Source organism: Pinibacter soli (genome assembly GCF_029961145.1).
GTDB classification, from domain to species: domain Bacteria; phylum Bacteroidota; class Bacteroidia; order Chitinophagales; family Chitinophagaceae; genus Pinibacter; species Pinibacter soli.
The window spans coordinates 1752173-1777455 of record NZ_JASBRG010000007.1 but is presented as its reverse complement, the minus strand read 5'-3'; the positions used below and the strand labels follow the sequence as shown (position 1 = coordinate 1777455).

At 40.5% G+C, this 25283-nt stretch carries 25 protein-coding genes; 17 read left to right on the top strand and 8 right to left on the bottom strand.

The window, feature by feature from the left end; translation table 11 throughout:
- The first annotated feature begins 417 nt into the window (after positions 1-417).
- Positions 418-915, top strand: coding sequence for an RNA polymerase sigma factor (locus QJ048_RS17600; RefSeq protein WP_282335718.1), 498 nt, complete (start codon positions 418-420; stop codon positions 913-915).
- 226 nt (positions 916-1141) lie between these two features.
- Complete coding sequence (locus tag QJ048_RS17595; RefSeq protein WP_282335717.1) at positions 1142-2149, top strand: aldo/keto reductase; 1008 nt, start codon at positions 1142-1144, stop codon at positions 2147-2149.
- 168 nt (positions 2150-2317) lie between these two features.
- Here QJ048_RS17595 and QJ048_RS17590 read toward each other — a convergent pair whose 3' ends face one another.
- Positions 2318-3079 (bottom strand): peptidase associated/transthyretin-like domain-containing protein, encoded by a 762-nt coding sequence (locus QJ048_RS17590; protein ID WP_282335716.1) that lies wholly within the window; start codon positions 3077-3079, stop codon positions 2318-2320.
- Positions 3080-3287: 208 nt separating this feature from the next.
- On the opposite strand from QJ048_RS17590, the gene QJ048_RS17585 reads away from it, so the two are divergent.
- On the top strand, positions 3288-3812 hold the full coding sequence (locus tag QJ048_RS17585; protein ID WP_282335715.1) for a phosphatase domain-containing putative toxin: 525 nt from the start codon (positions 3288-3290) through the stop codon (positions 3810-3812).
- A gap of 247 nt (positions 3813-4059) precedes the next feature.
- On the opposite strand, the gene QJ048_RS17580 is transcribed toward QJ048_RS17585, so the two are convergent.
- On the bottom strand, positions 4060-4614 hold the full coding sequence (locus QJ048_RS17580) for a dihydrofolate reductase family protein (RefSeq protein ID WP_282335714.1): 555 nt from the start codon (positions 4612-4614) through the stop codon (positions 4060-4062).
- 257 nt (positions 4615-4871) lie between these two features.
- Positions 4872-5291 carry a CBS domain-containing protein gene (locus QJ048_RS17575; RefSeq protein ID WP_282335713.1) on the bottom strand — a complete coding sequence of 140 codons (420 nt, stop codon included), beginning with the start codon at positions 5289-5291 and terminating at the stop codon, positions 4872-4874.
- A 155-nt stretch (positions 5292-5446) separates the two neighbouring features.
- On the opposite strand from QJ048_RS17575, the gene QJ048_RS17570 reads away from it, so the two are divergent.
- The 4 genes from QJ048_RS17570 (at position 5447) to QJ048_RS17555 (ending at position 11994) form a co-directional block, all read left to right on the top strand.
- Complete coding sequence (locus QJ048_RS17570; RefSeq protein WP_282335712.1) at positions 5447-7276, top strand: ABC transporter ATP-binding protein; 1830 nt, start codon at positions 5447-5449, stop codon at positions 7274-7276.
- Between the two features lie 132 nt (positions 7277-7408).
- The gene (locus tag QJ048_RS17565) at positions 7409-7822 is read left to right on the top strand and encodes a DUF3276 family protein (RefSeq protein WP_282335711.1); all 414 of its coding nucleotides are present in this window, start codon (positions 7409-7411) and stop codon (positions 7820-7822) included.
- A 239-nt stretch (positions 7823-8061) separates the two neighbouring features.
- Complete coding sequence (locus QJ048_RS17560; RefSeq protein ID WP_282335710.1) at positions 8062-10209, top strand: zinc-dependent metalloprotease; 2148 nt, start codon at positions 8062-8064, stop codon at positions 10207-10209.
- Positions 10210-10509: 300 nt separating this feature from the next.
- Complete coding sequence (locus QJ048_RS17555; RefSeq protein WP_282335709.1) at positions 10510-11994, top strand: aldehyde dehydrogenase (NADP(+)); 1485 nt, start codon at positions 10510-10512, stop codon at positions 11992-11994.
- A 114-nt stretch (positions 11995-12108) separates the two neighbouring features.
- Here the strand turns inward: QJ048_RS17555 and QJ048_RS17550 are convergent, their stop codons facing one another.
- The 3 genes from QJ048_RS17550 to QJ048_RS17540 form a co-directional block, all read right to left on the bottom strand.
- The gene (locus tag QJ048_RS17550; protein ID WP_282335708.1) at positions 12109-14598 is read right to left on the bottom strand and encodes a TonB-dependent receptor; all 2490 of its coding nucleotides are present in this window, start codon (positions 14596-14598) and stop codon (positions 12109-12111) included.
- Positions 14599-14957: 359 nt separating this feature from the next.
- Positions 14958-15605, bottom strand: a complete 648-nt coding sequence (gene rpe / locus QJ048_RS17545; protein ID WP_282335707.1) for a ribulose-phosphate 3-epimerase — start codon at positions 15603-15605, stop codon at positions 14958-14960.
- A 107-nt stretch (positions 15606-15712) separates the two neighbouring features.
- The gene (locus QJ048_RS17540; RefSeq protein WP_282335706.1) at positions 15713-16723 is read right to left on the bottom strand and encodes a tetratricopeptide repeat protein; all 1011 of its coding nucleotides are present in this window, start codon (positions 16721-16723) and stop codon (positions 15713-15715) included.
- 205 nt (positions 16724-16928) lie between these two features.
- On the opposite strand from QJ048_RS17540, the gene QJ048_RS17535 reads away from it, so the two are divergent.
- Positions 16929-17375 carry a hypothetical protein gene (locus QJ048_RS17535; RefSeq protein WP_282335705.1) on the top strand — a complete coding sequence of 149 codons (447 nt, stop codon included), beginning with the start codon at positions 16929-16931 and terminating at the stop codon, positions 17373-17375.
- Positions 17376-17527: 152 nt separating this feature from the next.
- Here QJ048_RS17535 and QJ048_RS17530 read toward each other — a convergent pair whose 3' ends face one another.
- Positions 17528-18631 (bottom strand): pyridoxal phosphate-dependent aminotransferase, encoded by a 1104-nt coding sequence (locus QJ048_RS17530; RefSeq protein ID WP_282335704.1) that lies wholly within the window; start codon positions 18629-18631, stop codon positions 17528-17530.
- Between the two features lie 47 nt (positions 18632-18678).
- A complete protein-coding gene (locus QJ048_RS17525) occupies positions 18679-19176 on the bottom strand; it encodes a metallophosphoesterase family protein (protein ID WP_282335703.1) in 498 nt (165 codons plus the stop codon).
- Between the two features lie 224 nt (positions 19177-19400).
- Here QJ048_RS17525 and QJ048_RS17520 point away from each other — a divergent pair, with 224 nt between their 5' ends.
- From QJ048_RS17520 to carA, 9 genes are all read left to right on the top strand, one after another.
- Positions 19401-19790 (top strand): hypothetical protein, encoded by a 390-nt coding sequence (locus QJ048_RS17520; RefSeq protein WP_282335702.1) that lies wholly within the window; start codon positions 19401-19403, stop codon positions 19788-19790.
- A gap of 276 nt (positions 19791-20066) precedes the next feature.
- Positions 20067-20285, top strand: a complete 219-nt coding sequence (gene infA / locus QJ048_RS17515; RefSeq protein ID WP_217793501.1) for a translation initiation factor IF-1 — start codon at positions 20067-20069, stop codon at positions 20283-20285.
- 37 nt (positions 20286-20322) lie between these two features.
- Positions 20323-20439, top strand: a complete 117-nt coding sequence (gene ykgO, locus QJ048_RS17510; RefSeq protein WP_046369371.1) for a type B 50S ribosomal protein L36 — start codon at positions 20323-20325, stop codon at positions 20437-20439.
- Positions 20440-20488: 49 nt separating this feature from the next.
- On the top strand, positions 20489-20869 hold the full coding sequence (gene rpsM / locus QJ048_RS17505; RefSeq protein ID WP_282335700.1) for a 30S ribosomal protein S13: 381 nt from the start codon (positions 20489-20491) through the stop codon (positions 20867-20869).
- 154 nt (positions 20870-21023) lie between these two features.
- Complete coding sequence (gene rpsK, locus QJ048_RS17500) at positions 21024-21428, top strand: 30S ribosomal protein S11 (RefSeq protein ID WP_282335699.1); 405 nt, start codon at positions 21024-21026, stop codon at positions 21426-21428.
- Between the two features lie 143 nt (positions 21429-21571).
- Positions 21572-22177 (top strand): 30S ribosomal protein S4, encoded by a 606-nt coding sequence (gene rpsD, locus QJ048_RS17495; RefSeq protein WP_282335698.1) that lies wholly within the window; start codon positions 21572-21574, stop codon positions 22175-22177.
- Positions 22178-22279: 102 nt separating this feature from the next.
- Positions 22280-23281, top strand: coding sequence for a DNA-directed RNA polymerase subunit alpha (locus QJ048_RS17490; RefSeq protein WP_217793492.1), 1002 nt, complete (start codon positions 22280-22282; stop codon positions 23279-23281).
- A 111-nt stretch (positions 23282-23392) separates the two neighbouring features.
- Positions 23393-23878 (top strand): 50S ribosomal protein L17, encoded by a 486-nt coding sequence (gene rplQ / locus QJ048_RS17485; RefSeq protein WP_282335697.1) that lies wholly within the window; start codon positions 23393-23395, stop codon positions 23876-23878.
- Between the two features lie 328 nt (positions 23879-24206).
- A partial coding sequence (gene carA / locus QJ048_RS17480; RefSeq protein WP_282335696.1) for a glutamine-hydrolyzing carbamoyl-phosphate synthase small subunit occupies positions 24207-25283 on the top strand: 1077 nt, incomplete at its 3' end.

Below are 25283 nucleotides of genomic sequence, written 5' to 3'. Positions count from 1 at the left end.
CGACAATCAGCTGCAGCTATGCTCCCTAAGAAGAGTATGGTTTGCAAACCATAGCCGGTTCGCTTTGTCCATCTGTTTTTTTGAAAAACATAATGAGATGTTTCCAAAAAAAATCATTCGATAAACTATTAACTATCGCGTCGAATTTTTGCAAAAAGAATGTTCAGAATGATAATGTCGAATACCTGATAGTTAAATTAAACAGATAAAAATACACACAGAAATAATGCTTTCAATGCTGTCTTTTCACATATCCATTTAACTGTTAAGCCCCTCCGGCTTGTATAAAAGAAACTATTTTGGGAGGAATTCAAAGTGCTATTTGCCTGATGCTGTTTCATAAGCAATTGACCTGTGCGATGGCTTTTGAAAAGGTTCATGAATTTTAACCCAATACTTATTCTATAATCGTAATCTATGTCAGCAGAAATTGATACACTGATAACAGCCAATACTGAAGATTTGAAATCATTCGCGTTGAAGTTTACAAATCACCGGGAATCAGCAGAAGATCTGGTACAGGACACAATTTATAAAGCTCTGGCAAACAAGCAAAGATTTTCAGCCAATTCCAATGTGAGAGCGTGGTTGTACACGATCATGCGCAATATATTTATTAACAACTATCGCAGAAAAGAAACCTATCAAACTGTACTGCTTAAGTGTTACAGAAAACCGGAAGCAGGTAATGTGGAATTCACACTCAGAAATATATTGCCAATCGAATTAGAGATAAAAGAGATTAAGGAAAGAATTCATGCACTTCCTATTGTTTTCAGAGAAAGTTTTTTACTGCACCTTGAAGGCTTTAAGTACGACGAAATTGCTGAGATGCTAAATGAACCCATTGGTACGATCAAAAGTCGCATCCATTTTGCGCGGAAGATTTTGAAATCAAGGATAGAGAGATGTTAGGAGAAAAGGAACGCAGATTTTTATGATTGTGATGATTTGCTATGATTTTTTAATTTGAGATTACTTATCATAGAAGTAAAGTCGTTCGCAACTTTGAATTTCAAATTTCAAATCTCATAAGAATCTGCGTAAATCATCACAATATAAAAATCTGCGCTCCTCTCTCATGCTAATATAATACGCAAATTTGATTTTTCTGCGAACTGAAATGTGGCTATTTTCGGTCATGCACGTTAATTTACCGAAGGCCATTTTAGGAACCAGTACATTGGGTAACCTCTACAATGCACTTTCGCAGGAAGAAAAGACTGCGTTGATTGAGGCATATGTTTCCCTGTCTGATAAGCCATATTTTTTTGATACTGCCGGCAAATACGGCGCGGGTCTTGCGCTTGAAGCATTGGGCAAGGGCCTGAAAGAACTTTCGATCTCACCAGAAGACGTTATCATCAGTAATAAATTGGGTTGGTATCGCGTGCCGTTAACCACAGGCGAGCCTACATTTGAGAAAGGTATCTGGAAGGATATCAAGAACGATGCTGTGCAGAAGCTGGGTTACGATGGCATCCTGGCGTGCTTCGAACAAGGCAACCAATTGTTGGGTGGACACGACTCACGTTTTGTATCGGTACATGATCCGGACGAATATTTAGCTGTGGCGACGGATGCAACAGATGAAGAAAAGAGATACAAAGAAATTTTAGAGGCTTATCGTGCACTCTTCGAATTGAAGAAAAATGGTAAAGCAGACGCGGTGGGTGTTGGTGCAAAGAACTGGCGATCGATTGAACGCTTAAGCCATGATATAGATTTTGATTGGGTAATGATCGCAAACAGTATGAGCATTCATAGCCATCCGAAAGAGCTGGCGCATTTTATGAAGTCACTAGCGGATAAAAATGTTACTGTTATTAACTCAGCGGTATTCAACGGCGGGTTCTTAACGGGCGGCAATTTTTATAACTACCAAATGGTAGATGAGACCACAAAACGCGGGCAGGAGTTGCTTAGCTGGCGCGAACGTTTTTATGAGCTTTGCAAAAAGCATAGTCTTTCGCATGTGGCTGTGGCCTTGCAATTTGGGTTGACCGCCCCCGGAGTGAACAGTATTGCGGTCGCGGCTTCTAAACCAGAAAGGTTGAGAGCAACTGTCAATATGGTTAATCAACCGGTACCTGCAGATTTTTGGAAAGCAATGGTAGAGGCGGGTTTGTTGGAGGACGGATGGTTTTGAGTTATGAGTTTGATTCCACTCTTTAAGTTTCAAATAAGTTATAAGCAATAAAAAAGAGGCTGCCTCAAATTGTATGAGTCAGCCTCTTTTTATTCAGGTCTCTAACGGAGCGTTGTAGTCGTTTACGCGATTCTCAGGAGTCATTTTTATTTTTGATACAACTTTTTTTTATTGCTTTTTTTGAGGTTGTTGCTTCGCCTCCAAATCTTTTTTCTCCTGGAAATATTCGTTATATATTTTTCGTTCAGCAATCTCTAAGCCATTACCTAAAATGACTTTGTCACCATTTACAAAAGCGATGCCGATGCCGGTTATTTTTCTATCAAGAAGATCGGATTTATTCGTTGCCGGATTGTTATAAAAATTTTCTGTAGCTAATACGATCATGGAGCTGTCGGCGGTCTCAAATCGAAGACCCCTCATATTGCCAATATCCGTCGGGTAGGAGAAGAGCTTCGTTTGGCTTATACTGACTTTATATTTTTGAAGTGCCTTTTCAACTGTGAGCGACAAGTCTTTTTTGTCAATCTTTCTGGTATCGAAATAATGCTGCTTCCGGCTAAGCAATTTTACTGGTTCATCAGCTATTTGCCAGTATGATTTATTGGGCAGATAAATGCTTGAAGGAAGACAGTCTTTTGCTTTGAAGTATAAGTGATTTGAGAATTGTCCGCTGTTCAAGGCTGCAACATATTTGCCTTCTGTGTTTGTGTAAAAAGTGTCCTGCTCATACCAGGTAACATCGAATTTTTCTGTATAAAATGGATAAACAAGCACCATCACATTTTCCATCGGCTTGCCGGATTCATCTACAACCTTGCCGGAAATATAAACTGAATCCCTGCCAGGAAAAGGAGTGCTTTTGTTTGGCTGTTGCGCGAACGCAAACTGAAAGGCAATGGCTAGCAATGTAACAAGCAAGGTTTTCATACAGGCATCGTTAAATGATATAACCGAAAGACGCAATCGTTGGGTGTTACTTTAAATATACAAAGGTTTGGGGGCTTTTAAAATAGGCGAATGGTTTCTTTTGCCGCTGCCATTTTCGGTTTATTATATTTGTGGTAAACAACCGCAACCAGTATGGACGGTTCTTTATTGTGAAGGAATGCCATTGTAATTCGTAACTAGGACAATTATGTTCACAAAGATTTATTGGATATATCATAGCGACAATGCTGGGAGATTGGGCATCATGGCAAGGCCTCGGGGAGGCGATTGGCTTGCTGATGAAATAGCCAGCATAAAAAAACAAAAAGTAGAACTTCTGGTTTCCCTATTGGAAAGTGAAGAAGTTAATGAGCTTGGGTTGCGACAAGAGGAGACCTTTTGCAAAGACAATTCGATTGAGTTTATTAGTTTTCCAATAGCGGATCGCGAAGTACCTAAAGCAACCGACAAAGTCGATTGGCTTACGACCTATCTTGCAGGAGTTATTCAGAATGGAAGTTCTGTGGTGATTCATTGCAGAATGGGAATAGGACGGTCGTCGCTCATTGCTGCATGTATCCTTTTATTGTTTGGTCAACGATCAGATGCAATTTTTGTCGATATTAGCAAGGTCAGAGGATTAAAAGTTCCGGATACGGATAGCCAGGTGCAATGGCTTAAAACAAGAGAACAAAAACTCCGCTTAATTTCTAATTGCAAGAATGAAACCTGATTTTTAATGAACATAACCCCAGCAGTAATTGCACATTGCACGAAACACTTCAGTGGTCAGAGTTTGAGAGTCTATAAGCTAGAATTGATCTAAGGCACGCAGAGGACACGGATTAAACTGATTTACATTGATCTTTTCATAAGATGTAATCGAACAGTTCGTTATTCAACGTTCAGTTATTCTCTTATTCAATTATTAGCACAAAAATCAGCGCAAATCAGTCCAATCAGCGTCATCTGCGTGCTCCCTACGCCGGCACATAGTTCATCACTATGATTCCGCTATTGAAGACCTTGTGTTCTTTTAATTTCAGGTTGAGTTGCTTTTGAATATTTTGGAAGATAGACGAGCCTTTTCCAATCGCGACCGGGTCGAGCATGATTATAAATTCGTCCACCAAACCATGGTTGGCGAATTGAGCAAGAATACTTCCGCTGCCGAGGATCGTCATATCCTTCTCACTCGTTTTTTTCAGGTGCTTCATTTCACCAATAATATCGTTCGTAATGATTCTTGTTTTTTCCCAGGTTGCGTTCGTAAGCGTTTTGGAGAAAACAATTTTTTCTGCTTTGTTCATTCCTTCGGCCACTTCAGGAAAACTTTCCTTTGCCATTGGAGTGGGCCAAAAGCCGGCCATCATTTCGTATGTTAAGCGTCCAAAAACTAGGGTGTTTTCTCCCTGCGATTTTTGAGCTGCATATTCCGCTGCATCTCCACCATGCGGATGCCAGCTGATGTCATTGCCGGCACCTTTATAATAGCCGTCAAGTGTTATGAAAGTGAATGAATTTAATTTGCCCATGGGTAAAGTTTTAAATACAACAATCGGGATCGGTAAAGTTGGACAAGCGAAGGAAGTTTTTTTAATTGAAGTTGAAAGTTGAAAATTATTTCAACGACCGTCGTTTCTTTATTTTCAATTTTCCACTAAATTAAGAACCCCGCCTGCGGAGGCGGGGCCAGATTGAAACATACCCTTTGTAAACAAAACACCATGTGATTTCAGGTAATTTCATTTATCGGATATTGGATATTGCTTTTCTCCTGTTGGTTGTGAGCCTATTCATATTGATCAACCAGGTACCGGATGACGTCAGTTGTTGTTACGATGCCCAGCAGTTTGCCATCTTCCACTACAGGCAAAGCGTGAAATTCTGCCTTTGTCAAAAACTCAGCTACATCTTTAATACTTTCTGTCGGGGCGACGGTTTTTGGATTAGAGACCATTATTTGCTCCAATTTAAGCATGTCAAAAATGGCCTCGTCAGAAGACTCCTGACCATCGAAAAGTGAACCAAAGCTCAATCGCATAATATCGGTATGGCTGATGATGCCTGCAAGTTTACCATGCGATATTACCGGCAGGTGACGGATGTGTCTGTCATGCATTATTTTTTCCACCTTCTTCAGGCTTTCACATATGTCGACAGATATTACGTCAGACGTCATGATCTTGGCAACCGGAGTTCTCTTTTTCATATCGATCATTTTTGTAAGCATTCAAAAATAACCGTAGATATTTTGCTAAATGCTGATTTGTAAAAGGTTACGGCATGATTTGTATCATTAATGAATCGTTGTCTTTATACAAGCGGAAAATTTGCCTTGTAACAATTTCCTACCTTCGTGAGAAGATGAAGCACCTAAAGGCAGTCAATAAGTATTTCTGGAAATATCGTTGGAGATTTTTGCTCGGGTTTATTTTCATTATCCTTTCCAACTATTTTAAGATCATACAACCGCAAATAACAAGATTTGTAGTAGATGCGGTAGAAAGCAGCCTGCCTGGTTACAAACCTAAAAATGTTTCCTTTAACTATGATCCGCTTGTTGCACAAATGTTCCACTCTGCAGCATCATTTACATTCAATCAAAAAATAGTATTGTGCGGCGTTGTATTGCTGATAACGGCACTGGTTAGTGGGTTCTTTCTTTTCCTCACGAGGCAAACGATCATTGTAATGAGCAGGCTGATCGAGTATGATCAGAAGAATGAGGTCTACAGTCATTATCAAATGCTGGACTCGGCTTTCTATAAAAGAAACAGCACCGGAGATTTGATGAATCGCATAACCGAAGACGTTAGCCGTGTGCGAATGTACACCGGTCCGGCATTGATGTATTTTATCAACCTTGCTGCTACGATCGGTTTTTGTGTTTCTTATATGGTCAGAGAAAATCCGCGACTTACTTTGTATGTGCTGGCGCCCCTGCCATTACTTGCTGCAATCATCTATTTCATCAACAATATTATTCACAGGAAAAGCGAAAGGATCCAGGCGCTGTTATCAGATCTTACCACTGCGGCACAGGAATCTTACTCGGGTATTCGTGTCATAAAATCCTTTGTGCAGGAAAAAGCCATGCTTGGTTTTTTCGATAAGAAAAGTGAGGAATACCGCACCAACGCTATAGGGTTGGCGAAACTGGAAGCCGTTTATTTTCCTTCCATGTCATTGATCATTGGTTTGAGCACTTTGTTAACAATCATGATCGGTGGTTTTTATTCGCTTACTCCGGGTTCTGGCGTAACAACAGGAACCATCGCTGAGTTTGTGATGTATGTGAATATGCTCACATTCCCGGTGAGTGCCATCGGTTGGACAGCCAGTATGGTACAGAGGGCATCGGCTTCGCAAAAAAGACTCAATGAATTTTTGCAAACGGAACCCGTTATCGCAAATTCACCAAAGGCTGTAGATCCGGTGTTGACAGGCCACATACACTTCGACAATGTCAATTTTGTATATCCTGACACAGGTATCCACGCATTAAAGGATTTTTCTCTTGATATTAAAAAGGGAGAAAAAGTTGCGATCATTGGAAGAACGGGAAGTGGCAAGACGACACTTGCGCAATTGCTTTTACGCATGTACGACCCTGGTAGCGGCACTATTTCCATCGATGGAACTAATCTAAAGGAAATGGAACTACACAGACTTCGTGAACAAATAAGTTATGTGCCACAGGATGTGTTTTTGTTCAGCGACACCGTTACCGGAAATATCCGTTTCGGAGCTGTGAAAGCTTCTTTTGAAGACGTTATAAAAGCGACGCAATTTGCCAGCGTGGAAAAAGAGATCAACCAGTTTTCCGGTAAGTTTGATACGATGATAGGAGAGCGTGGTGTAACATTGAGTGGAGGACAAAAACAGCGCATATCTATTGCCAGAGCATTGATCAAGAACCCGCAAATGGTAGTGTTCGATGATTGTTTAAGTGCCGTTGATGCCAGCACAGAAAAAGAGATTATATCAAACCTATATGCGTTTTTGCGTCATAAAACAGCGATTATTATTACGCATAGAATATTCTCGTTATTTGATTTTGACAAGATCGTTGTTTTGGAAAACGGGCGCATTGTGGAAATGGGAAAACATCAGGACTTGATCGCACGCAATGGTTATTATGCTTATTTATATGAGCAACAACAGTTGCAGGAACACTCCGAGAAAGAATCTTGAAAAAATAAGTGGATACACTTACAAAAATCAGTAGATTCAATGGTTTCAAATTTTGCCAATTCGAAAACAATATTATATTTGTAGCTTATTGAACAATAATTAAAAAATTCCTAACTGTAAAAAATTATTACCGTGGCGTACGAAAGTAATGAAAAAAGAATGGAGAGCGTTTACAGTAAGCGCATCAGAGCCGGAAAGAGAAGAACTTATTTCTTTGACGTAAGAGCAACCCGCAGCAACGATTATTATCTTACAATTACTGAAAGCCGTAAGAAATTCAACGAAGATGGTTATGACAGGCACAAGGTTTTCCTTTACAAAGAGGATTTCAACAAGTTCTTAAAAGCATTGACAGAAGCGGTAGATTACGTGAAAACAGAATTGATGCCCGACTTTGATTTTGACGCGTACAACCACGATAATTACGACAGCGAAGGGGAAGTTGCAACAAGCGAAAATATCGTTGCTGAATCCACTACAGTTGCTCCATCACCTGCCGCAGCTCCGGTTGCAGATACTCTTGGTGAAGATGTTGACAAATGGTAAAATTTTTTCCGATAAATGAAGAGCCGCCCCACAATATTGTTGGGGCGGTTTTTTTTAGGGCAAAACTGGCACAATATTTTCGCTGTTGTAAAGCTTACAACCTCCAATCCGCACACTGAAAACCATAATTATCAAAATGCTCACCGCTGAATTATGGAGATATCTGGAAATCACACACTTGTAAATTGCAATACAGCCTGCCAAAGGAAATCGGTAACTTACGATAACAAACCTTGCATATGAGGGGCCTGTTCCTGTGGGTTGTCATTCTTCCGGCTTTATGTATTCCATTTAGCCGCATTGCTGCACAAAATACTTGTGGTTTCGACGAAGTAAACCGCAAGCTCCAGAAAGATAATTCTCAATATAAAAAAGTAAACGAAAAATTTAAAACCCAAAGTGGTTCCAAAACACTTGGCTCTGTTGGTGGTGGGGGAACTCCCGGCGTTATCTACAAAATTCCCGTAGTAGTACACGTTATCCATAACGGAGAGGCAGTTGGTGTTGGTTCCAATATTTCTGATGCGCAAGTCATAAGCGCCATCACCTATCTCACAAAATATTACCGGGCACAACTGGGCAATAGTACGGATGCCGGAATTGAATTTGAGCTGGCAAAAATCGATCCGTCCTGCCAGGCCACCACAGGAATTGACCGGCTAGACGGATCTTCCGTAAATGGATATCTTCAAAACGGCATAACAAATAGCGCATTTCCGGGATACCAAAACGAACTTGATGTAAAGAAGCTTGGAAACTGGAACAATGCAAACTATTGCAACATTTGGGTCGTAAGTGAAATAAACGGAAACGATGGAGGTGCAGGAACGCAGGGATTTACCTACCTGCCAGGCGCTCCTTCGGGCATAGATGGTTTAGTTATTGTGTGTACCGCATTTGGCTACGATCCCGATGGGACGCTTGGATTTAATTTGAAGGCCGGCACCCGGCAAAACAAGATCGTTACTCACGAAATGGGGCACGAGCTGGGTCTGTACCACAGCTTTGAAGGCGATGACGCAAACTTTGACGGTATTCCCGACCGATGCCCGCCAAATGTAGACTGCACAGTAGATGGCGATGGTGTGTGCGACACATGGCCACATGAAAGAAGCCGCTCGGATTGTCCTTATGTTCCTTACGGTAATTGTTCTCCTGATAATAGCGTTGTGAAGAATTACATGGATTATTCTGCCGAGGATTGCCAGGATAGATTTACTCCCGGACAGGTTGCCAAAATGCGCGCAGCCATTCTCGAATTCCGCCCCACCTTAGTTCAGTCAAGAGCATTGAATCCCATTATATTCCCCGGCGGCGCTGTGCCCATTACAGGAGCCCGGTGTACGCCGGCTACCAACACAATTGGTTTGAGTGGTTATTATGCTGGTATAACAAACGTCACCATCAACGACAGGTGTTTTATATCCGGATCGGCGAAGGACGATAATCCGCTAAGTGGATATTTAAACGCCGCAAGCGGATGTCTTAATATAATTTCTCTTACCAAAGGAAGCACCAATACATTTTCAATTACTGTTCTTGGTGAAGAAGAGGAACAGGTAAGAGCATGGATCGATTTTAATAACGACGGCATTTTTGATAATGAATCAGAACAGATTTGTATCGATACAAGAATTGATATTGCGCCAAACAGTATTGTATCCGGTACTTTTACAGTGCCGCAACAAGCCATAGAAAATGTTGTTGTGCGCATGCGTGTGATGGATGATCTTTCAAGTTATTCTGGTTTTCCGGTGCGGGATATTAACTCCGCATGTAACGATCCTGTGTATGGTCAGGCTGAAGATTATCCTGTAATGATCACATCTGTTTTGCCTGTACAGTTATTAAGTTTTGCTGCTAAGGAAAAAGGTAATGATGTTGTTGTAACCTGGACGACAACCAGGGAAATCGACAACAAAGGATTTGAACTCCAAAGATCTTTTGATGGCACTAATTTTACTGCAGTCGGATTTGTGAAAGCAACTCAACAAAACGCGGAACAGCACCACTATTCTTTTACAGATTTCAATATAGCACAACGTGAGTTGTATTACAGGCTTAACCAAATTGATATTGACGGAGAATCAACGTTAAGCAATGTTGTTGTCTTGAAACGAAGCGAAGTGAATGTACAAAACGGATTTGCTTTGCTGGGAAATCCTGTTAGTGATAATGTTGCTTTTGCTATAAAAGGCAGGGCGCAAAGTGTGCTGACAGCAACGCTTCTAGATATATCCGGCAGGCAGGTCGCACAGTGGAAATCGAAGCAATCAGGCGGCAGCTATCAATTCGATATTCGTGACAAAAATTTGCAATCAGGAATGTACATTTTAGTGGTGCATACAAAAGATCAGCAATATGTAACGAAGATTTTGAAGCAATGAGAAAGAACGCAGCCTGGGCAGACAGATGACACTGATTAGACTAATTGACACGGATCTTGGTTGAGTAAATAAGTCTCAGATAATATTGAAATTCAGATGATGCAAATAGTTTTTAACCGAAAAGAACACAAGGTCCCGCAAAGAAATGAAGGATTGTCTTTGGCGAATTCTTCGTTTCCGTTGCGATAACTTCGCGCACTTTGTGGTTAAAAAATCTGTGTAGATCAGTTTAATCAGTGTCATCTGTGTGCTAAAAAAAGAAAATCTGCGTTCCATTTTCTAATCAAAAAAGAATCAACGATGAAATTTAAAGACGCAACAACTGAAGATATAAATGCAGCAATGGAGAAATCATGGGATGCATTTTTGACCTACAGAAAATTGCCGTTGCAAAGAAGAGTTGAATTCATGTATGCGATAGCGAATGAATTGGATAACATTGCCACACCATTGATTGAGATAGCAAGCCAGGAAACAAATTTGCCGAAGGGCAGACTGGAATCAGAAAGAAAAAGAACCGTATTTCAATTGAAAAGCTACGCCGATGCCTGCAAACGCGGCGATTGGCTTGATGCTAGAATTGATACCGCCATTCCTGATAAAACTCCACCAAAGCCAGACATACGTAAAATGATGGTGCCGCTGGGACCTGTAGTTGTATTTGGTGCCAGTAATTTCCCTTTCGCATATTCAACAGCAGGCGGCGATACAGCTTGTGCATTTGCTGCCGGTTGTCCTGTCGTAGTGAAAGCACATCCTGCACATGCCGAAACTTCTGAGATGGTCGCCAACGCGATCTTCACAGCAGCAAAAAAATCTCAAATGCCAGACGGCATTTTTGCGCATATACATGGCGAAGGTTTTGAAACAGGCAAAGCGCTGGTGTTGCATCCACGCACAAAAGCAGTTGGTTTTACCGGATCCTTTGCCGGAGGAAAAGCTTTGTTTGATGTGGCAAATCAACGCAAAGAACCTATTCCCGTTTTTTCTGAAATGGGAAGTGTAAATCCTGTTTTTTTACTCCCTGAAAAATTGCAACAGTCTGCAGAGCAAACCGCTAGAATGTATGCTGCATCCATCACGGCAAGCGTTGGGCAATTTTGTACGAATCCCGGAATTTTAATCGGCATCAAAAGTGAAGCATTGGATCGGTTTCTCAAAAGTTTATCGGAGGAAATAAAAAATGTTGCCCCTGGCACAATGCTGCATCCAGGAATAGCAAAGGCATTTGTGGAAAAAAGACAAAAAGCATTATCGCAAAACGATGTGCATGTTGCCGCAGTGTCTTCGCAGCAGCCGCAAGAAAATCAAGGTCAACCAACGATAGCAACGGTTAGTGCCAATGAATTTTTGAAGAACGCAATACTGCATCAGGAAGTGTTTGGGCCTTATTCAATCTTGGTTATTTGTGAAAATGATCAGCAAATGGAGCAGGTTGCATTGCATCTTGAAGGTCAATTAACTTCTTCCATCATCGCAACGGAAAATGATGTGCAACAACACGAATCACTCATAGAAGCTATCAAAAATATTTGCGGTCGGTTCATTATGAATGGCGTGCCAACAGGAGTGGAAGTATGTTTAAGTATGAACCACGGAGGCCCTTATCCGGCCACTACCGATAGTCGCTTTACTTCAGTAGGAGCAGATGGCATCAAGCGCTTCGTTCGTCCCATGGCATTTCAAAACTGGCCGGATAGTTTGTTGCCAGATGAGTTGAAAAACGGGAATCCTTTGGGCCTGTGGAGAACAGTAAATGATGAGTTTACTCGAGAGGGTATTTGAAAATATGCTAATTCTTTCTGTGTAACATTTTTGATTTTTCGCCAACAGCGTTCGGTGTTGCACAATTCATTTTCAAATTTTCATATTTTCAATTTTCAAATTGCATTCCGGCGCTTACCACCGCGCAACCACTTTAATGTTCAATAACCGCGGTGTTAATCGATTCGGGATTGCGTAAGTGGTATTTGAGTAATCCTTGATGAACTGATAAGAAATAACATTATCTCTGTCAAGTAGATTGAAAACCTCAAGTGTCGCCCATATGTTTTCAAAACCTTTGAAGGGGCTGTGGCTGCGGCGTTTGCTGCGGTCGCTGTCGAGCAATAGAGCGCTGAAGCCAATGTCCACGCGAATATATGGATCGATGGTTAACGCATTGCGGTACTTCACACTTCCGGGAACATTGTATGGAAGGTTAGTTCCGTAAAGCGTATTCAGATAAACCTTGAAGTTTTTATTTGTCGACAAATAATCCTGGAAAAATAAACCAAAAGTAATCAGGCGATCAGTCGGCCTGCGGAACCAACCGCCCTCATGCTTAGTGCTGTCAACAGGCTGATTCAGCGAATCAAGTTTGTAGTCATAATAATAATCGCCTTCAATATTTTCCCTTGTGCGCATAAAGCCAAGGCTCACCCAGCTTTCGGCGTCTTTTACAATGTCACCAAACAAGCGCATCTCAAGTCCTGTTGCATATGCTTTCGCGTTATTTTGTCCATAGTAACGAAGATTTACATTGTCGATGTCGTAAGGAACAACATCCCACATGCCTTTGTAATATGCCTCTGCTGTAAAGCGCAATGCCCGATCGTTAAGTCCCACGAAATTATAATCCATCCCTGCCGTTACCTGCCAGCTTTTCTGGGATTTCAGATCAGTATTGAGCGTGCCATCATAACGCCTCATTTCACGATAAAACGGTGGTTGCTGGTACAATCCAAGAGCTCCTTTAAAAACAATATCTCTTTTCCAGGTAGTAGGTGTCCATGACAAACCAACCCGTGGAGAAACTAAAAATTCTTTATTAAGGGTGTTGTAGTTCAGTCTTGCTCCTGCCTGCAATGTAAATCCCGATGAATCGTGAAAGCTGATATTGTCCTGTATGTAGCCTGAAAACCTGTTGATGTCGAGATCTGCTGCAGAATGCAAATAGCTCGACATATTCAGCTGTGAAGGGTTGTAAGGCAATGTATAGCCGGCGGAGTCCTGCAGTTCCCATTCATGTAATTTATCGTGAACAAGTTGCTTCTCTGCCGTAGCTCCCCATTGCCAAAAGTTCCTGTTTTTGCGAAGTGTACCTTTATGACTGATGTTCCAAACGTCGATGTTCAGACGGTCGCGGGTGTATTGCTGGTACTGACCAACGCCAAGTGGATTTGTTATTTGCCCGTAATCACTTTGTGTTTTATCAAAACTTCTTTCACCAAAAATGTAGGCACCGATTATATCGACCGTTTCTTTTTCATTGTCCTGGAAATAACTGGCCATCCACTTTAATCTTAAATTGCTGCGCGGTTGCTGGATTACACTTAGGCCGACAAAATTGGTTTTGTATTCGTCTTTTTCGCGGCCTTCAAAATAAGTATCAAGACCTAGATTGGAAGTATAATATGCCGAAAAAACAGAAGCCGTTTGACTGCTGAATTCTGGTATAAGTGTGAATTTGGTTTTGGAAAAGTTGGTTAATAGTTCTGCAGACAATTTATTGGTAAATTGATAAGTAAACAATCCCTGAAAATCAGCGGATGAAGGAATATAGCTTCCCTTTGTTTCCTGACTGCTTAAAAGATTCTGGTTGCTTTTGTTTCTTACGCCAAGCAAATAAGTGAACTTGTTTTTCTTATCAGTTCCTTCCACATTAAAACCCTGTTCCAGTAAACTGATATATGCAGAGCCTCCAAAACGTTTTGGTTTTTTGTATTGAATATCCAAAACGGAAGACATTTTGTCTCCGTACTTCGCCTGAAATCCGCCATTATAAAAACTCACGGTACGTGTCAGTTCCGGATTGATAAAACTCAAACCTTCCTGTTGCCCGCTTTTTACGAGATATGGGCGAAATATTTCGAAGTCATTTACGTAAATAAGATTCTCATCATAGTTGCCTCCGCGAACAGAATAATTCGATGTAAGCTCATTGTTGCTGCCGACAAACACTTTGATCATACTTTCTATGCCACCAGTAGGAGAGGGAATATTGATAACCTGTTTTGGATTGATAAGCATCAAGCCCGCTTCTTCGCGTTGCTTGCGATCGTTTGTAATGATCACTTCTTCGAGTTCCTTCGCTTTTTTTTCCATGCGGATAACAACCATTTCATTTTCGTTTTCATTCAAAATGAAATTGCGTTGCTCTTGTTTGTAACCTGTATAAGTAAATACGATGGCGAACGCTTTATTAGCCGGGACTTTCAGTTTAAAAGTGCCTGAATCGCTTGTGGAGATACCATTTGTTTGACCCAAAACAACAACAGAAACACGTGCTACCGGATTTTCATTTTCGTCCAGAACCCTGCCGGAAATAACAGCCGTTTTTTTCTGTGCAGACACAAATTGGATAAGGAAAAGGAGGAATAATACTGCAAATGATCTTCTTAAAGTCATTACCGGCAATGGTTTGTTCGCAGCAATATTACCTTTTTAATTCGAGAAAGGGGAGAGATATTGAACGCAGATTTTCATGATTATCACGATGATCATGATTTGAGATATAGTGAGCCCGCAGATGACACTGATTAGACGGATTTGCACGGATTTTTTCTTATGCGCAGCTATGCTGAAACTGATGTGTTTTTTTAATGAATTATGATTCTAGAAATTGAAATCTAAGTTTTGTCAGCGTCTCACTAAAGGTTAAGTTAAGATCAGTGCTAATCCGTCTAATCTGTGTCATTTGTGTGCCATAATCAAATAAAAAAAATCATCACAAATCATGACAATCATGAAAATCTGCGTTCCGTCTCTTAAATGCTTTTCAACTCGTGTATCGTCTGCTTAGGATCTTTTGATTTGAAAACGGTACTTCCTGCAACGAGTACGTGTGCGCCTGCATCGATAATCGATTTTGCATTGGCTAAAGTTACGCCGCCGTCCACTTCAATTTTTGTATTGAGGCCAAGTGTGTCGATTCTTTCGCGGAGCAATTTGATTTTTTTAAGCGTATGGGGAATGAATTTTTGCCCGCCAAAACCAGGATTTACACTCATGATGAGGATTAGATCAATGTCTTGCATAACATCCTGTAACAGTTGCACAGGCGTGTGCGGATTAAGCGCTACACCCGCAAGCATACCAAGATCTTTTATTTGCTGAATATTTCTGTGTAAATGCCGGCATGCTTCATAATGAACCGTCAAAATATCTGCGCCTGCATTTTTAAAATCCTGCGCATATTTTTCTGGCTCTTCAATCATTAAATGCACATCACAAATTTTTGAGGTCGCTGTGCGAATTTGTTCAATCACCGGCAATCCATAACTAATGTTGGGAACAAAACGACCGTCCATCACATCGAGGTGAAACCAATCGGCCTCACTCTCATTAAGCATTTTACATTCATCAGCAAGGTGTAAAAAATCAGAAGCCAGTAGTGATGGTGCGATGATGGGCATGGCATGAATTGTTTGTTTGTGAAGATAGGTAGAAATTGAAAATTGAAAGTTGAAAATTGAAAATGGAATACAGATTTCTGATTTGAAATTGGTGCCATCATTTTCCATTAACTCCTCATTCTCTTAATTCCTTCTTTCGCTTCTGCAAAATTGCGGTCGAGTTGACTAGCTCTGATATAATTATTTAACGCTTCTTCTTTATTGCCGGCAGCTTCATAAGCGCGGCCGAGCCAGTAGTACACGTCCGCATCCGTATTGGAAACGGTTGTGGCCAGTTGAAGAGTAGTGATTGCTTCTTGTGGCCTATTCTGTTCAATAAAAAGAATTCCTTTTTCAATATAGGCATCAGTGAACTTCCAATCCATTTTTATGCATTGGTCAAATTGCGCAATAGCGTTCTGACCGTCGTTTGTGTTGGAATAGTAAACACCTTTCAGGAAAACGGCATCTATCAATTCGCCGGTAGAATCTGCCTTGAGCAAAGCATCGCAAAGCGAAAGCGTTTTCTTGTTTTTTGTTTCGGCATACAAATTAGCAAGCGCAAGGCCTGAAAGCTGCAAAGGCTGGATAGAATACGATTTTTCCAGATCAGCAACTGCCTGCGTTGTATCGGCAAGAGCGGCAAGTAGCGTTCCTTTCTCATACCACGCTTCAAAATCGTTGCTGTCTTTCTTGATCATTTCATCATATAATGCCAACGCATCTTCTCTTTTACCCTCACTTACATATATTTCAGCAATCTTCCTTTTGAAATCTGTATTGGCAGGATACATCTTCATGCATTGATGCAGGAGGTCTATTGCGTCATTAAGTTTTCCTGTAATCATTAAGTTAGAAGCATAGGATGTGGCAGTAATCTCATCAGGCTGCATGCTCCATGCTTTTATGAAATCTTCAGTTGCCAGCTCATGAAATCCTTTTTGGGACAGAAGTCCCGCTCTTTGTTTGTACAGATCTGCGTTGTCGGGCAATAACCTGATACTATCTGTCAATACATCAAAAGGAGGGGATTTAAGTATTTTCTCGTTCTCCGATTTTCCTTTCTTATCGAAAAAATTACAGCCGATCAAAACAATTGCCAACATGAAAAAAGTGAAGATGTAGAAGTTGCGTTCCATGGAGGCAAGTTAGGTAATTTGAAAATGTGCTAATTTGAAAATATGAAAATTTGAAAATGCTTCAGGTTTAACTCACAAAACGAATTGTTTAATTGTCGAATATCAGAGGGTTAAGATTCATTATGGGGCTGCACCCCTCATTTTCAAATTTTCAAATCTTCAAATTTTCAAATTATTCTTTAGTTTAGCGCCCAAACTACACATTATGTACACTGGTCTTTTACACTTGCATAGCTTTTTACGTTGGGTTATCCTGATTTTATTATTGATTGGCTTGGTTCAGTCGTTTACTGCTAAAAGTAATCCTGAAGCGGGCGCAAAACTTAAGAAGACAAGTTTATTTTTATTGATTTCTGCACATACAACTTTCCTGATTGGTTTATACCAGTGGATCGTTGGTCCTTGGGGATTGAAAAACATTACCAACCTTGGTATGAGCGCAGTAATGAAAGATGATGTATACCGATTTTTCGCAGTAGAGCATATAACAGGGATGCTTATCGCAATCGTGTTAATTACCATTGCCCGCGGTAAAGTGAAAAAAGCTGCTTACGGCGCGGCATTCTGGTTGTATCTCATTGCGCTTGTAATAATCCTCGTAAGCATTCCTTGGCCGGGAAGAATGGCTGGCGCTGGAAGAGGCTGGATTTAGGCAATTTGAAAATTAGATAATTTGAAAATTTGAAAATGAAAGGAGCGGCATTCATCAGAGACATTATTTCTCCAAAATTTCAAGTAGATATATTCGTTTAGAATTTTGCACCTAAAGCATTTTCAAATTTTCAAATTTCCACATTTTCAAATTCAAATAGCTTCAGCCACTTTGCCCATTTCCTCCACTGTTCCCACAGTAAGCCTGCACCACCTGGTGTTTTTCTCATACGTTCTGATGCCTGCAATACCCTTTGCTTCTAATTGGGCAACAATATCTTTCGAATAATTTTCGCAATTGAAATACACAAAGTTTGTACTGGAAGGTATGTATGAAATGTTCGCTTTTTTAAGCGCATTATAGAAGATATCTTTTGCCTTTGCATTTTCCGTTTTACAATAAATCACAAAGCTCTTATCGTCCAGAGAGGCCAACGCGCCTGCAAGTGATACCGCACTCGCACTGGCATTTGCCCATGGCTGCAGCGAAGTTATTTCACTAATGGTTTGTGGATGAGCAAGAACGTAGCCAAGCCTTGCACCCGCCATGCCGTACACTTTTGAGAAGGTTTTTGCAATCAGCAAATTCGGAAATTCATTTACCAGTTTAGCCATGCTCGGAGTGTCGTTAAACTCCGTATATGCCTCGTCAAGTAAAATGGTGCAAGTAGGAGCCACATTGCGTATAAACGCTTCCAGTTCATTCGGCGGCAACACAGTTCCTGTTGGGTTATTGGGGTTGCACAAATAAACGAGCTTCGTGTTTGATTCAATGCCATTCTTCATTCCGCTCAGGTCGATGACTCTTGAACCAGTTAGCCGCACCGTCTTGATATCCAGCCCGATCTTTTTTGCAGCCGGTGTCCAGGAAAGAAAACTTACTTCCGGCACAATGGCCGTCCCTTTCTTCATAACCGTCCATGCACCTACAATGCCAAGCAATTCGGACGACCCTGCGCCAATCACAACATTAGACGCGTTAAGATTGTACTCTTTTCCTATTCTGTTTCTCAATTGATCGACAGCATCGATTGGATAACGATTAGATCCGTTTATAGCATCCATCATTGCTTTGCGGGCCATTGGCGACGGACCGTAGGGATTTTCATTAAACCCCAATCTTATCATGGGTTTTGAAGGAGGGAAGTTGTTGATAATGCGGGACTCTATCTTTCTCGCAAAAGAATCTCTGCTAAATGCAAAAGCTGCGGCGGCCAAAGCTGTGTTGCGCAGCATTTCACGGCGTTGCATGGTCATGTTTAGTAGTGTTGGTTTTGGTCTTTGTAAGGTAAGAAAAACTTTTCTCAAACCCTTTTCCCAAGCTCTATTACTTCGCAGTTTTTTATGTCTTTTCCATCAATATCAAATCGAATAAGTGTGCGTACCTGGTGCCAGCCTTGCTTTCCCGCTGCTCCCGGATTGATGTGCAGGCATTTTAATTTTTCATCGTATATAACCTTTAAAATGTGGGAGTGGCCGCTAATAAACAAGCCGGCATGAGTTTCCATAATTCTCTGTTTAACGCCGGGAGCGTACTTATTTGGATAACCGCCAATATGTTTCATGTAGACTGTAACCTCCTCGCAATTGAAAACAAGTTCTTCAGGATATGAATATCTGATGTCAGGCCCGTCAATGTTGCCGTACACGCCTTTCAGTGGTTTGAATGCTTTTAGTTTGTCAGCAATTTCAGCAGTGCCAAAATCGCCGGCGTGCCATATTTCATCGCATTTATCAAAATAATTGAACACAGCATCATCAAGAAAATTATGCGTATCGGAGATCAATCCAATTTTAGTCATGGTAAAAATTCAAAAGTAAAAAGTAAAAAGTAAAAAGTCAAAAAATGCGAAGACCCCCGTTTTTGATTTTTGCCTTTTGAATTTTGACTTCAATCCTGCCGTGAGCAACAAAATCTTGTTCGTTGATGTTATTTCCATTTTAAATATATATGATGATTAAAATAACCCATTGCAGCTATGATATCATTTTAGTATATTTAGAGTAAACAAAAAACTTGCTCATTATGATAAAAATCAATGAATTAAAAGAAGGCGATTATGTAATGGCCGACTTTGAGGGCCAGGTAAAAGAAGGAGTGGTGACAGAATTGAATCATGAAGACAAAGAAATTTGTGTAAGGACAGATGTGCAGACGTTCTGGTTCAAGCCGGAAAATCTTTTTCCCATACCTTTAGATGAAAATCAATTAGTTAAACTTGGTTTTGAAAAAGAAGCGTACGAAAATAATTATACGAAGTATAAAAAGGGGCCTTTCAGGGTGTTACTGAATTCCCAAGGCTTCCATGATTTTGAAATATGGTATCGTGAGGACCACCGGCAAATAAAGATGCCGATTGCGGTTCACCAGCTTCAGAATCACTATTTACAAATGACAAAAGTTGAACTGGTTTAATAAGTAAGGAAAAGGGGCAAAGCGATTTGCTCCTTTTTAGTAACTGAATAACAGAGCAATTGAGTAAAAGATTGAAATTCAGGACTCTTTCGGTTATTCAGTTGATCAGTTATTCAGTTACTGAAAAATATCTTAATTTAAGCTTTTCTAGGTATATTCAAATTATTTGCTATTTTTAATGCCGTATTTAAGAATAATATGCATAAAAAGGAATTTTTTCTCCATTTATTTTATTATTAATTTCTAAACTCCTATCTTTGCGCTCCCAAAAATAGTATGGCGAAACAAGCATTAATCAAACAGGATGGAATCATTTTAGAAGCATTGTCAAACGCGATGTTCAAGGTGAAGTTGGAAAATGGGCATGAAATTCTGGCGACAATCTCAGGAAAAATGAGAATGCACTATATCAGAATTTTACCAGGTGATAAGGTGGGTGTGGAGATGAGTCCATACGATCTATCAAGGGGAAGGATTATTTTCAGATACAAATAATCCGCATTAAAGGGTAAACGTTTTAAATTAAATAACAATGAAAGTTCGTGCATCAATCAAGAAGCGCAGCGCAGATTGTAAGATCGTGAGGAGAAAAGGAAAGCTGTATGTAATTAACAAGAAAAATCCTCGTTACAAACAAAGACAAGGATAATCTTAAGATTACCGTTTGAAACATTAAAATCGAAAATTAAAATAGAATTATGGCTCGTATTGCCGGTGTTGATTTACCAAAAAACAAGAGAGGCGAAATAGGTTTAACCTATATTTACGGAATTGGCCGTTCATCAGCCCAGTACATTTTGGAGAAAGCAGGTATTTCCTTAGACAAAAAAGTTCATACTTGGAATGACGAAGAGCAAGCTGCTATTCGTAACATCATCAATGATGAATTTAAAGTAGAAGGTGCTTTGCGCTCTGAAGTATCAATGAGCATTAAACGCTTACTTGATATCGCATGTTACCGTGGCTTACGTCATCGTAAAGGTTTGCCTGTTCGTGGTCAACGCACCAAAACAAATAGCCGTACTCGTAAAGGTAAACGTAAGACAGTTGCCGGTAAGAAAAAGGCCGCTAAGAAATAATTAATAGCTGTTGATGAGCTCAATCGCTTATTGACAGCCGTTTTTTTATGCACCTGTTAATAAGAACCAGTTACAGATGTCAGGGTGCGACGGAGTGTTGGTTCGATTCCGGTCACGGAATATTTAATTAAAACAAGATTACCTTTAAAAAGTCATGGCGAAAGCACAACAAAACAGCGCTAAAGTCGCTGCTAAAAAAAGAATTGTAAAAGTTGACGCATATGGTGATGCACACATCGTAGCAAGCTTCAACAATATCATTATCAGCTTAACTAACAAGCACGGTCAGGTTATTTCCTGGTCTTCTGCTGGTAAAATGGGCTTCAGAGGTTCTAAAAAGAACACTCCATATGCAGCTCAAATGGCCGCAGCTGACGCAGCAAAAGTAGCGCTGGATGCTGGTTTGAAAAGAGTGGACGTTTACGTGAAAGGACCTGGTTCTGGACGTGAAGGAGCTATTCGCTCTTTGTCTAACTCAGGCATCGAAATAGTACAGATTAAAGACGTGACGCCGCTTCCACACAACGGATGCCGTCCTCCGAAGAAAAGAAGAGTTTAATCTTTATAAAGAGTTTATGTACGGTGAAACCCACCGTACATTTTTGCTTTTCATATATTTTGTATTTTACAAGGATGTGCGATTGATTTTTTAAGATTTTTACTGATCGTACATCGTAACCAAAAAAATCTACAATTACAATTATGGCACGTTACACAGGTCCCAAGACCAAAATTTCCAGAATTTTCGGTGAGCCAATTTTAGGCAATGGCAAATGGTTAAACAAAAACAGCAACCCTCCAGGTCAGCATGGTGCTTCTCGCAAACGTAAAAGCCTTGGTGAGTATGCTTTGCAATTGCGTGAAAAACAAAAAGCTAAATATACTTACGGTGTATTGGAGCGTCAATTCCGCAAAACTTTCGATGAGGCTGCTCGTCGTCGTGGTGTAACAGGTGAAAACCTGATCAAATTGCTGGAAGCACGTTTGGATAACACTGTATTCCGTTTAGGTTTGTCAGCTTCTCGTCCTGGTGCTCGTCAGTTGGTATCTCACAAACACGTTACCGTTAACGGTGAAGTGGTGAACGTACCTTCTTTCCAATTGAAACCAGGTGATATCATCGGTTTGAAACCAGCATCTGGCGTTAACTCTAGCATCACTAGCCAATTCCGTGGTAAAAATGCTAAATTCAACTGGTTAGACTGGAACGAAACTGAGCAAAAAGGAACTTTCATTGCGTACCCTGAAAGAGAAAGCGTTCCTGAGAACATCAAGGAACAACTGATTGTAGAGTTGTACTCTAAATAATGATCAGCGCAGTTAGTGGCCGGAAGATTTTTCTTCTAGTGCTAATTGCAGAACAGTAAGGCTAAACAAAGAAAATATAAAACTAAAATCTGAAACAGATATATGGCCATTTTAAATTTCCAGAAACCTGACAAAATTGTTTTGCAAAAAGCAACCGATTTTGAAGCACAATTTGAATTCCGCCCTTTGGAACCTGGCTTTGGCGTAACTATCGGAAACGCATTGCGCCGCGTATTGCTGAGTTCATTGGAAGGATATGCTATCACGGGAATTAGGATTGAAGGGGCTGAGCATGAATTTGCTACTATCAAGGGTATAACAGAAGACGCTACCGAAATTATCCTGAATCTGAAACAAGTAAGATTTAAGAAAATCGTAGATAGCGAAGCGGTGAATGAAAAAATTACCCTGCACATTAAAGGTAAGAACGAATTTACTGCGGGCATGATCCAGGAAGGCACTCAGTCTTTCCAGATCATGAATCCGGAACTGCTGATCTGTACTATGGACCCTTCTGCAAAGTTGGACATAGAACTTACAATCGGAAAAGGTCGTGGTTATGTACCTTCTGAAGAGAACAAATTGAAAGACGCGCCTGTAGGTTATATTCCTATCGACTCTGTGTACACTCCGATCAAGAATGTTAAATACAGCATCGAAAATACACGTGTGGAACAACGTACCGACTATGAAAAGTTGGTAATGGAAGTTAGCACAGACGGTACTATTCATCCTGAAGAAGCTGTTAAGCAAGCTTCTCGTATTCTGATTCAACACCTGATGATCATTACTGATGAAAACATCACTTTTGATAATAAGGAAGAGAAAAAAGAAGACCTGGTAGACGAACAAACTTTACAATTGCGTAAAGTATTGAAAACACCTTTGGAAGATCTTGATCTTTCAGTGCGTGCCTTCAACTGCTTGAAAGCTGCTAAAATTAACAGCTTGAGCGAGTTGGTTGGTTACGAACAAGAAGACCTGATGAAATTCCGTAATTTCGGTCAAAAATCTTTGAGCGAAATCGAACAAGTGTTGAACGAAAGAGGTTTGCACTTCGGAATGGATCTTGCGAAATTGGGTGTGGATAAAGATGATATCTAAATAACTTAAGGCTTATGCTTGTGTGAAAACCTTGCATGAGCCTTATTTATACATTGTAAACTGTAGGCTGTAATTCCTGACACGGTACAGCCGAATCTAAAAATTAACGTCATGCGTCACGGAGACAAAATCAAAAATTTAAGTCGTACAAAAGCACACAGAGATGCTTTGTTGAGCAATCTTACTTGTCAATTGATTCAGCACAAGAGAATTGTAACTACACTTGCTAAAGCTAAAGCTTTGAGAGTGTACGCTGAGCCTTTGATCACAAAAGCTAAAGAAAACAGCACACACCAACGTCGTATTGTTTTCGGCTATTTGCAAGATAAAGAAGCTATCAAAGAACTTTTCGGTGCGGTTGCTGAAAAAGTTGCTGGTCGTCCAGGTGGTTACACTCGTATCATCAAATTGGGTGCTCGTGTGGGTGATAACGCTGAAACTGCGATGATCGAACTTGTAGACTTTAACGAAATCTACGGTAAAACAGCAGAAAGTAAAGCTGAGCCAGCTAAAAGAACTCGTCGTGCTGGTGGAGCTAAAAAGAAAGCTTCTGATGAAGCGCCTGCAGCTGGTGAAGAAACTAAAGCAGCAGAATAAGGAAATGATCATTCATTCTTTATATAGAAGCTCCGATATTATTATCGGAGCTTTTTTTTAACCAATTCAAAAGTAAAAAGTCAAAATTCAAAAGGGCGGCGTAAATTTTGGCGACTTGCATTGTAGCTGAATAGAATTACTACTGTACAAGTGTGCGACGCAACAAAAGTTGAATCAGGGATACTCAGTTGATTACATAATTGCCAGCGTAAAACTCGGTCTGTACCGATTATTGAGGCCAGTTTGCACAAACGGACAAATTTTTGACTTTTGATTTTTGAATTTTGACTTCAATATCAACTATTTTTGCAGCGAATTAAAAATCTCCATGTCTAATACTACTCAACAACAAGCGATTTTGGTGCTGGAAGATGGCACAGTACATTATGGTAAAGCATTTGGCGTTATTGGCACTACAACAGGTGAATTGTGCTTTAACACTGGTATGACAGGTTACCAGGAAGTATTTACAGATCCTAGTTATTATGGCCAGGTTTTGATTATGAACAACGTTCACGTTGGAAACTATGGCGTTAAAGATGGAGATGTAGAAAGTAGTTCTGTAAAGATCCGCGGATTGATTGGGCGTAACCTTGAAGAAACGTATTCACGCCGCCAGGCGCAAGGTTCTTTGAACGATTATTTGAAAGCAAACAATCTTGTTGCAATCGAAGACGTTGACACGCGTTCACTTGTTGAGCATGTGCGTACGAAAGGTGCGATGAACTGCATCATTTCTTCTGAAATTTTAGATGTAGAGCAACTGAAAGCCGAGTTGGCCAAAGTACCATCAATGGACGGTTTGGAGCTTGCTTCTCTTGTTAGCACTGATAAGACTTATGAAATGGGTGATCCTAATTCTGAGATTCGTGTGGCGGTGATTGATTTTGGTGTAAAGCAAAATATTCTTAATTGCCTGGTAGAGAGAGGCGCGTATGTAAAAGTACATCCTGCAAAAACTCCGGCAGCAGAATTGAAAGCGTTTAACCCTCACGGTTATTTCATATCAAACGGTCCGGGCGATCCGGCGGCAATGCCTTACGCTATTGAGACGGTGAAAGAAATATTGAAGGAAGAGAAACCTGTTTTTGGGATTTGTTTGGGTCACCAATTGCTGGCTTTGGCAAACGGTATTCCTACTTTCAAAATGCACCACGGTCACAGAGGGTTGAACCATCCGGTAAAAAATCTTGTAACAGGTTTGTGCGAGATCACTACGCAGAATCACGGTTTTGGTGTAGACCCTGAAGCGGTTAAAAAAGCAGATCACATCGAGGTTACGCATGTTAACCTTAACGATAAATCAATTGAAGGTATCAGATTGAAAGGCAAGCCTGCATTTTCTGTGCAATACCATCCAGAAGCAACTCCGGGTCCGCACGACAGCAGATACTTGTTTGATGAC

Bases quoted from the DNA above. Each gene is read 5' to 3' on its own strand.
- QJ048_RS17600 (WP_282335718.1), top strand. From the start codon at position 418: ATGTCAGCAGAAATTGATACACTGATAACAGCCAATACTGAAGATTTG.
- QJ048_RS17595 (WP_282335717.1), top strand. From the start codon at position 1,142: ATGCACGTTAATTTACCGAAGGCCATTTTAGGAACCAGTACATTGGGT.
- QJ048_RS17590 (WP_282335716.1), bottom strand. From the start codon at position 3,079: ATGAAAACCTTGCTTGTTACATTGCTAGCCATTGCCTTTCAGTTTGCG.
- QJ048_RS17585 (WP_282335715.1), top strand. From the start codon at position 3,288: ATGTTCACAAAGATTTATTGGATATATCATAGCGACAATGCTGGGAGA.
- QJ048_RS17580 (WP_282335714.1), bottom strand. From the start codon at position 4,614: ATGGGCAAATTAAATTCATTCACTTTCATAACACTTGACGGCTATTAT.
- QJ048_RS17575 (WP_282335713.1), bottom strand. From the start codon at position 5,291: ATGAAAAAGAGAACTCCGGTTGCCAAGATCATGACGTCTGACGTAATA.
- QJ048_RS17570 (WP_282335712.1), top strand. From the start codon at position 5,447: ATGAAGCACCTAAAGGCAGTCAATAAGTATTTCTGGAAATATCGTTGG.
- QJ048_RS17560 (WP_282335710.1), top strand. From the start codon at position 8,062: ATGAGGGGCCTGTTCCTGTGGGTTGTCATTCTTCCGGCTTTATGTATT.
- QJ048_RS17555 (WP_282335709.1), top strand. From the start codon at position 10,510: ATGAAATTTAAAGACGCAACAACTGAAGATATAAATGCAGCAATGGAG.
- QJ048_RS17550 (WP_282335708.1), bottom strand. From the start codon at position 14,598: ATGACTTTAAGAAGATCATTTGCAGTATTATTCCTCCTTTTCCTTATC.
- rpe (WP_282335707.1), bottom strand. From the start codon at position 15,605: ATGCCCATCATCGCACCATCACTACTGGCTTCTGATTTTTTACACCTT.
- QJ048_RS17540 (WP_282335706.1), bottom strand. From the start codon at position 16,723: ATGGAACGCAACTTCTACATCTTCACTTTTTTCATGTTGGCAATTGTT.
- QJ048_RS17535 (WP_282335705.1), top strand. From the start codon at position 16,929: ATGTACACTGGTCTTTTACACTTGCATAGCTTTTTACGTTGGGTTATC.
- QJ048_RS17530 (WP_282335704.1), bottom strand. From the start codon at position 18,631: ATGACCATGCAACGCCGTGAAATGCTGCGCAACACAGCTTTGGCCGCC.
- QJ048_RS17525 (WP_282335703.1), bottom strand. From the start codon at position 19,176: ATGACTAAAATTGGATTGATCTCCGATACGCATAATTTTCTTGATGAT.
- QJ048_RS17520 (WP_282335702.1), top strand. From the start codon at position 19,401: ATGATAAAAATCAATGAATTAAAAGAAGGCGATTATGTAATGGCCGAC.
- infA (WP_217793501.1), top strand. From the start codon at position 20,067: ATGGCGAAACAAGCATTAATCAAACAGGATGGAATCATTTTAGAAGCA.
- ykgO (WP_046369371.1), top strand. From the start codon at position 20,323: ATGAAAGTTCGTGCATCAATCAAGAAGCGCAGCGCAGATTGTAAGATC.
- rpsM (WP_282335700.1), top strand. From the start codon at position 20,489: ATGGCTCGTATTGCCGGTGTTGATTTACCAAAAAACAAGAGAGGCGAA.
- rpsK (WP_282335699.1), top strand. From the start codon at position 21,024: ATGGCGAAAGCACAACAAAACAGCGCTAAAGTCGCTGCTAAAAAAAGA.
- rpsD (WP_282335698.1), top strand. From the start codon at position 21,572: ATGGCACGTTACACAGGTCCCAAGACCAAAATTTCCAGAATTTTCGGT.
- QJ048_RS17490 (WP_217793492.1), top strand. From the start codon at position 22,280: ATGGCCATTTTAAATTTCCAGAAACCTGACAAAATTGTTTTGCAAAAA.
- rplQ (WP_282335697.1), top strand. From the start codon at position 23,393: ATGCGTCACGGAGACAAAATCAAAAATTTAAGTCGTACAAAAGCACAC.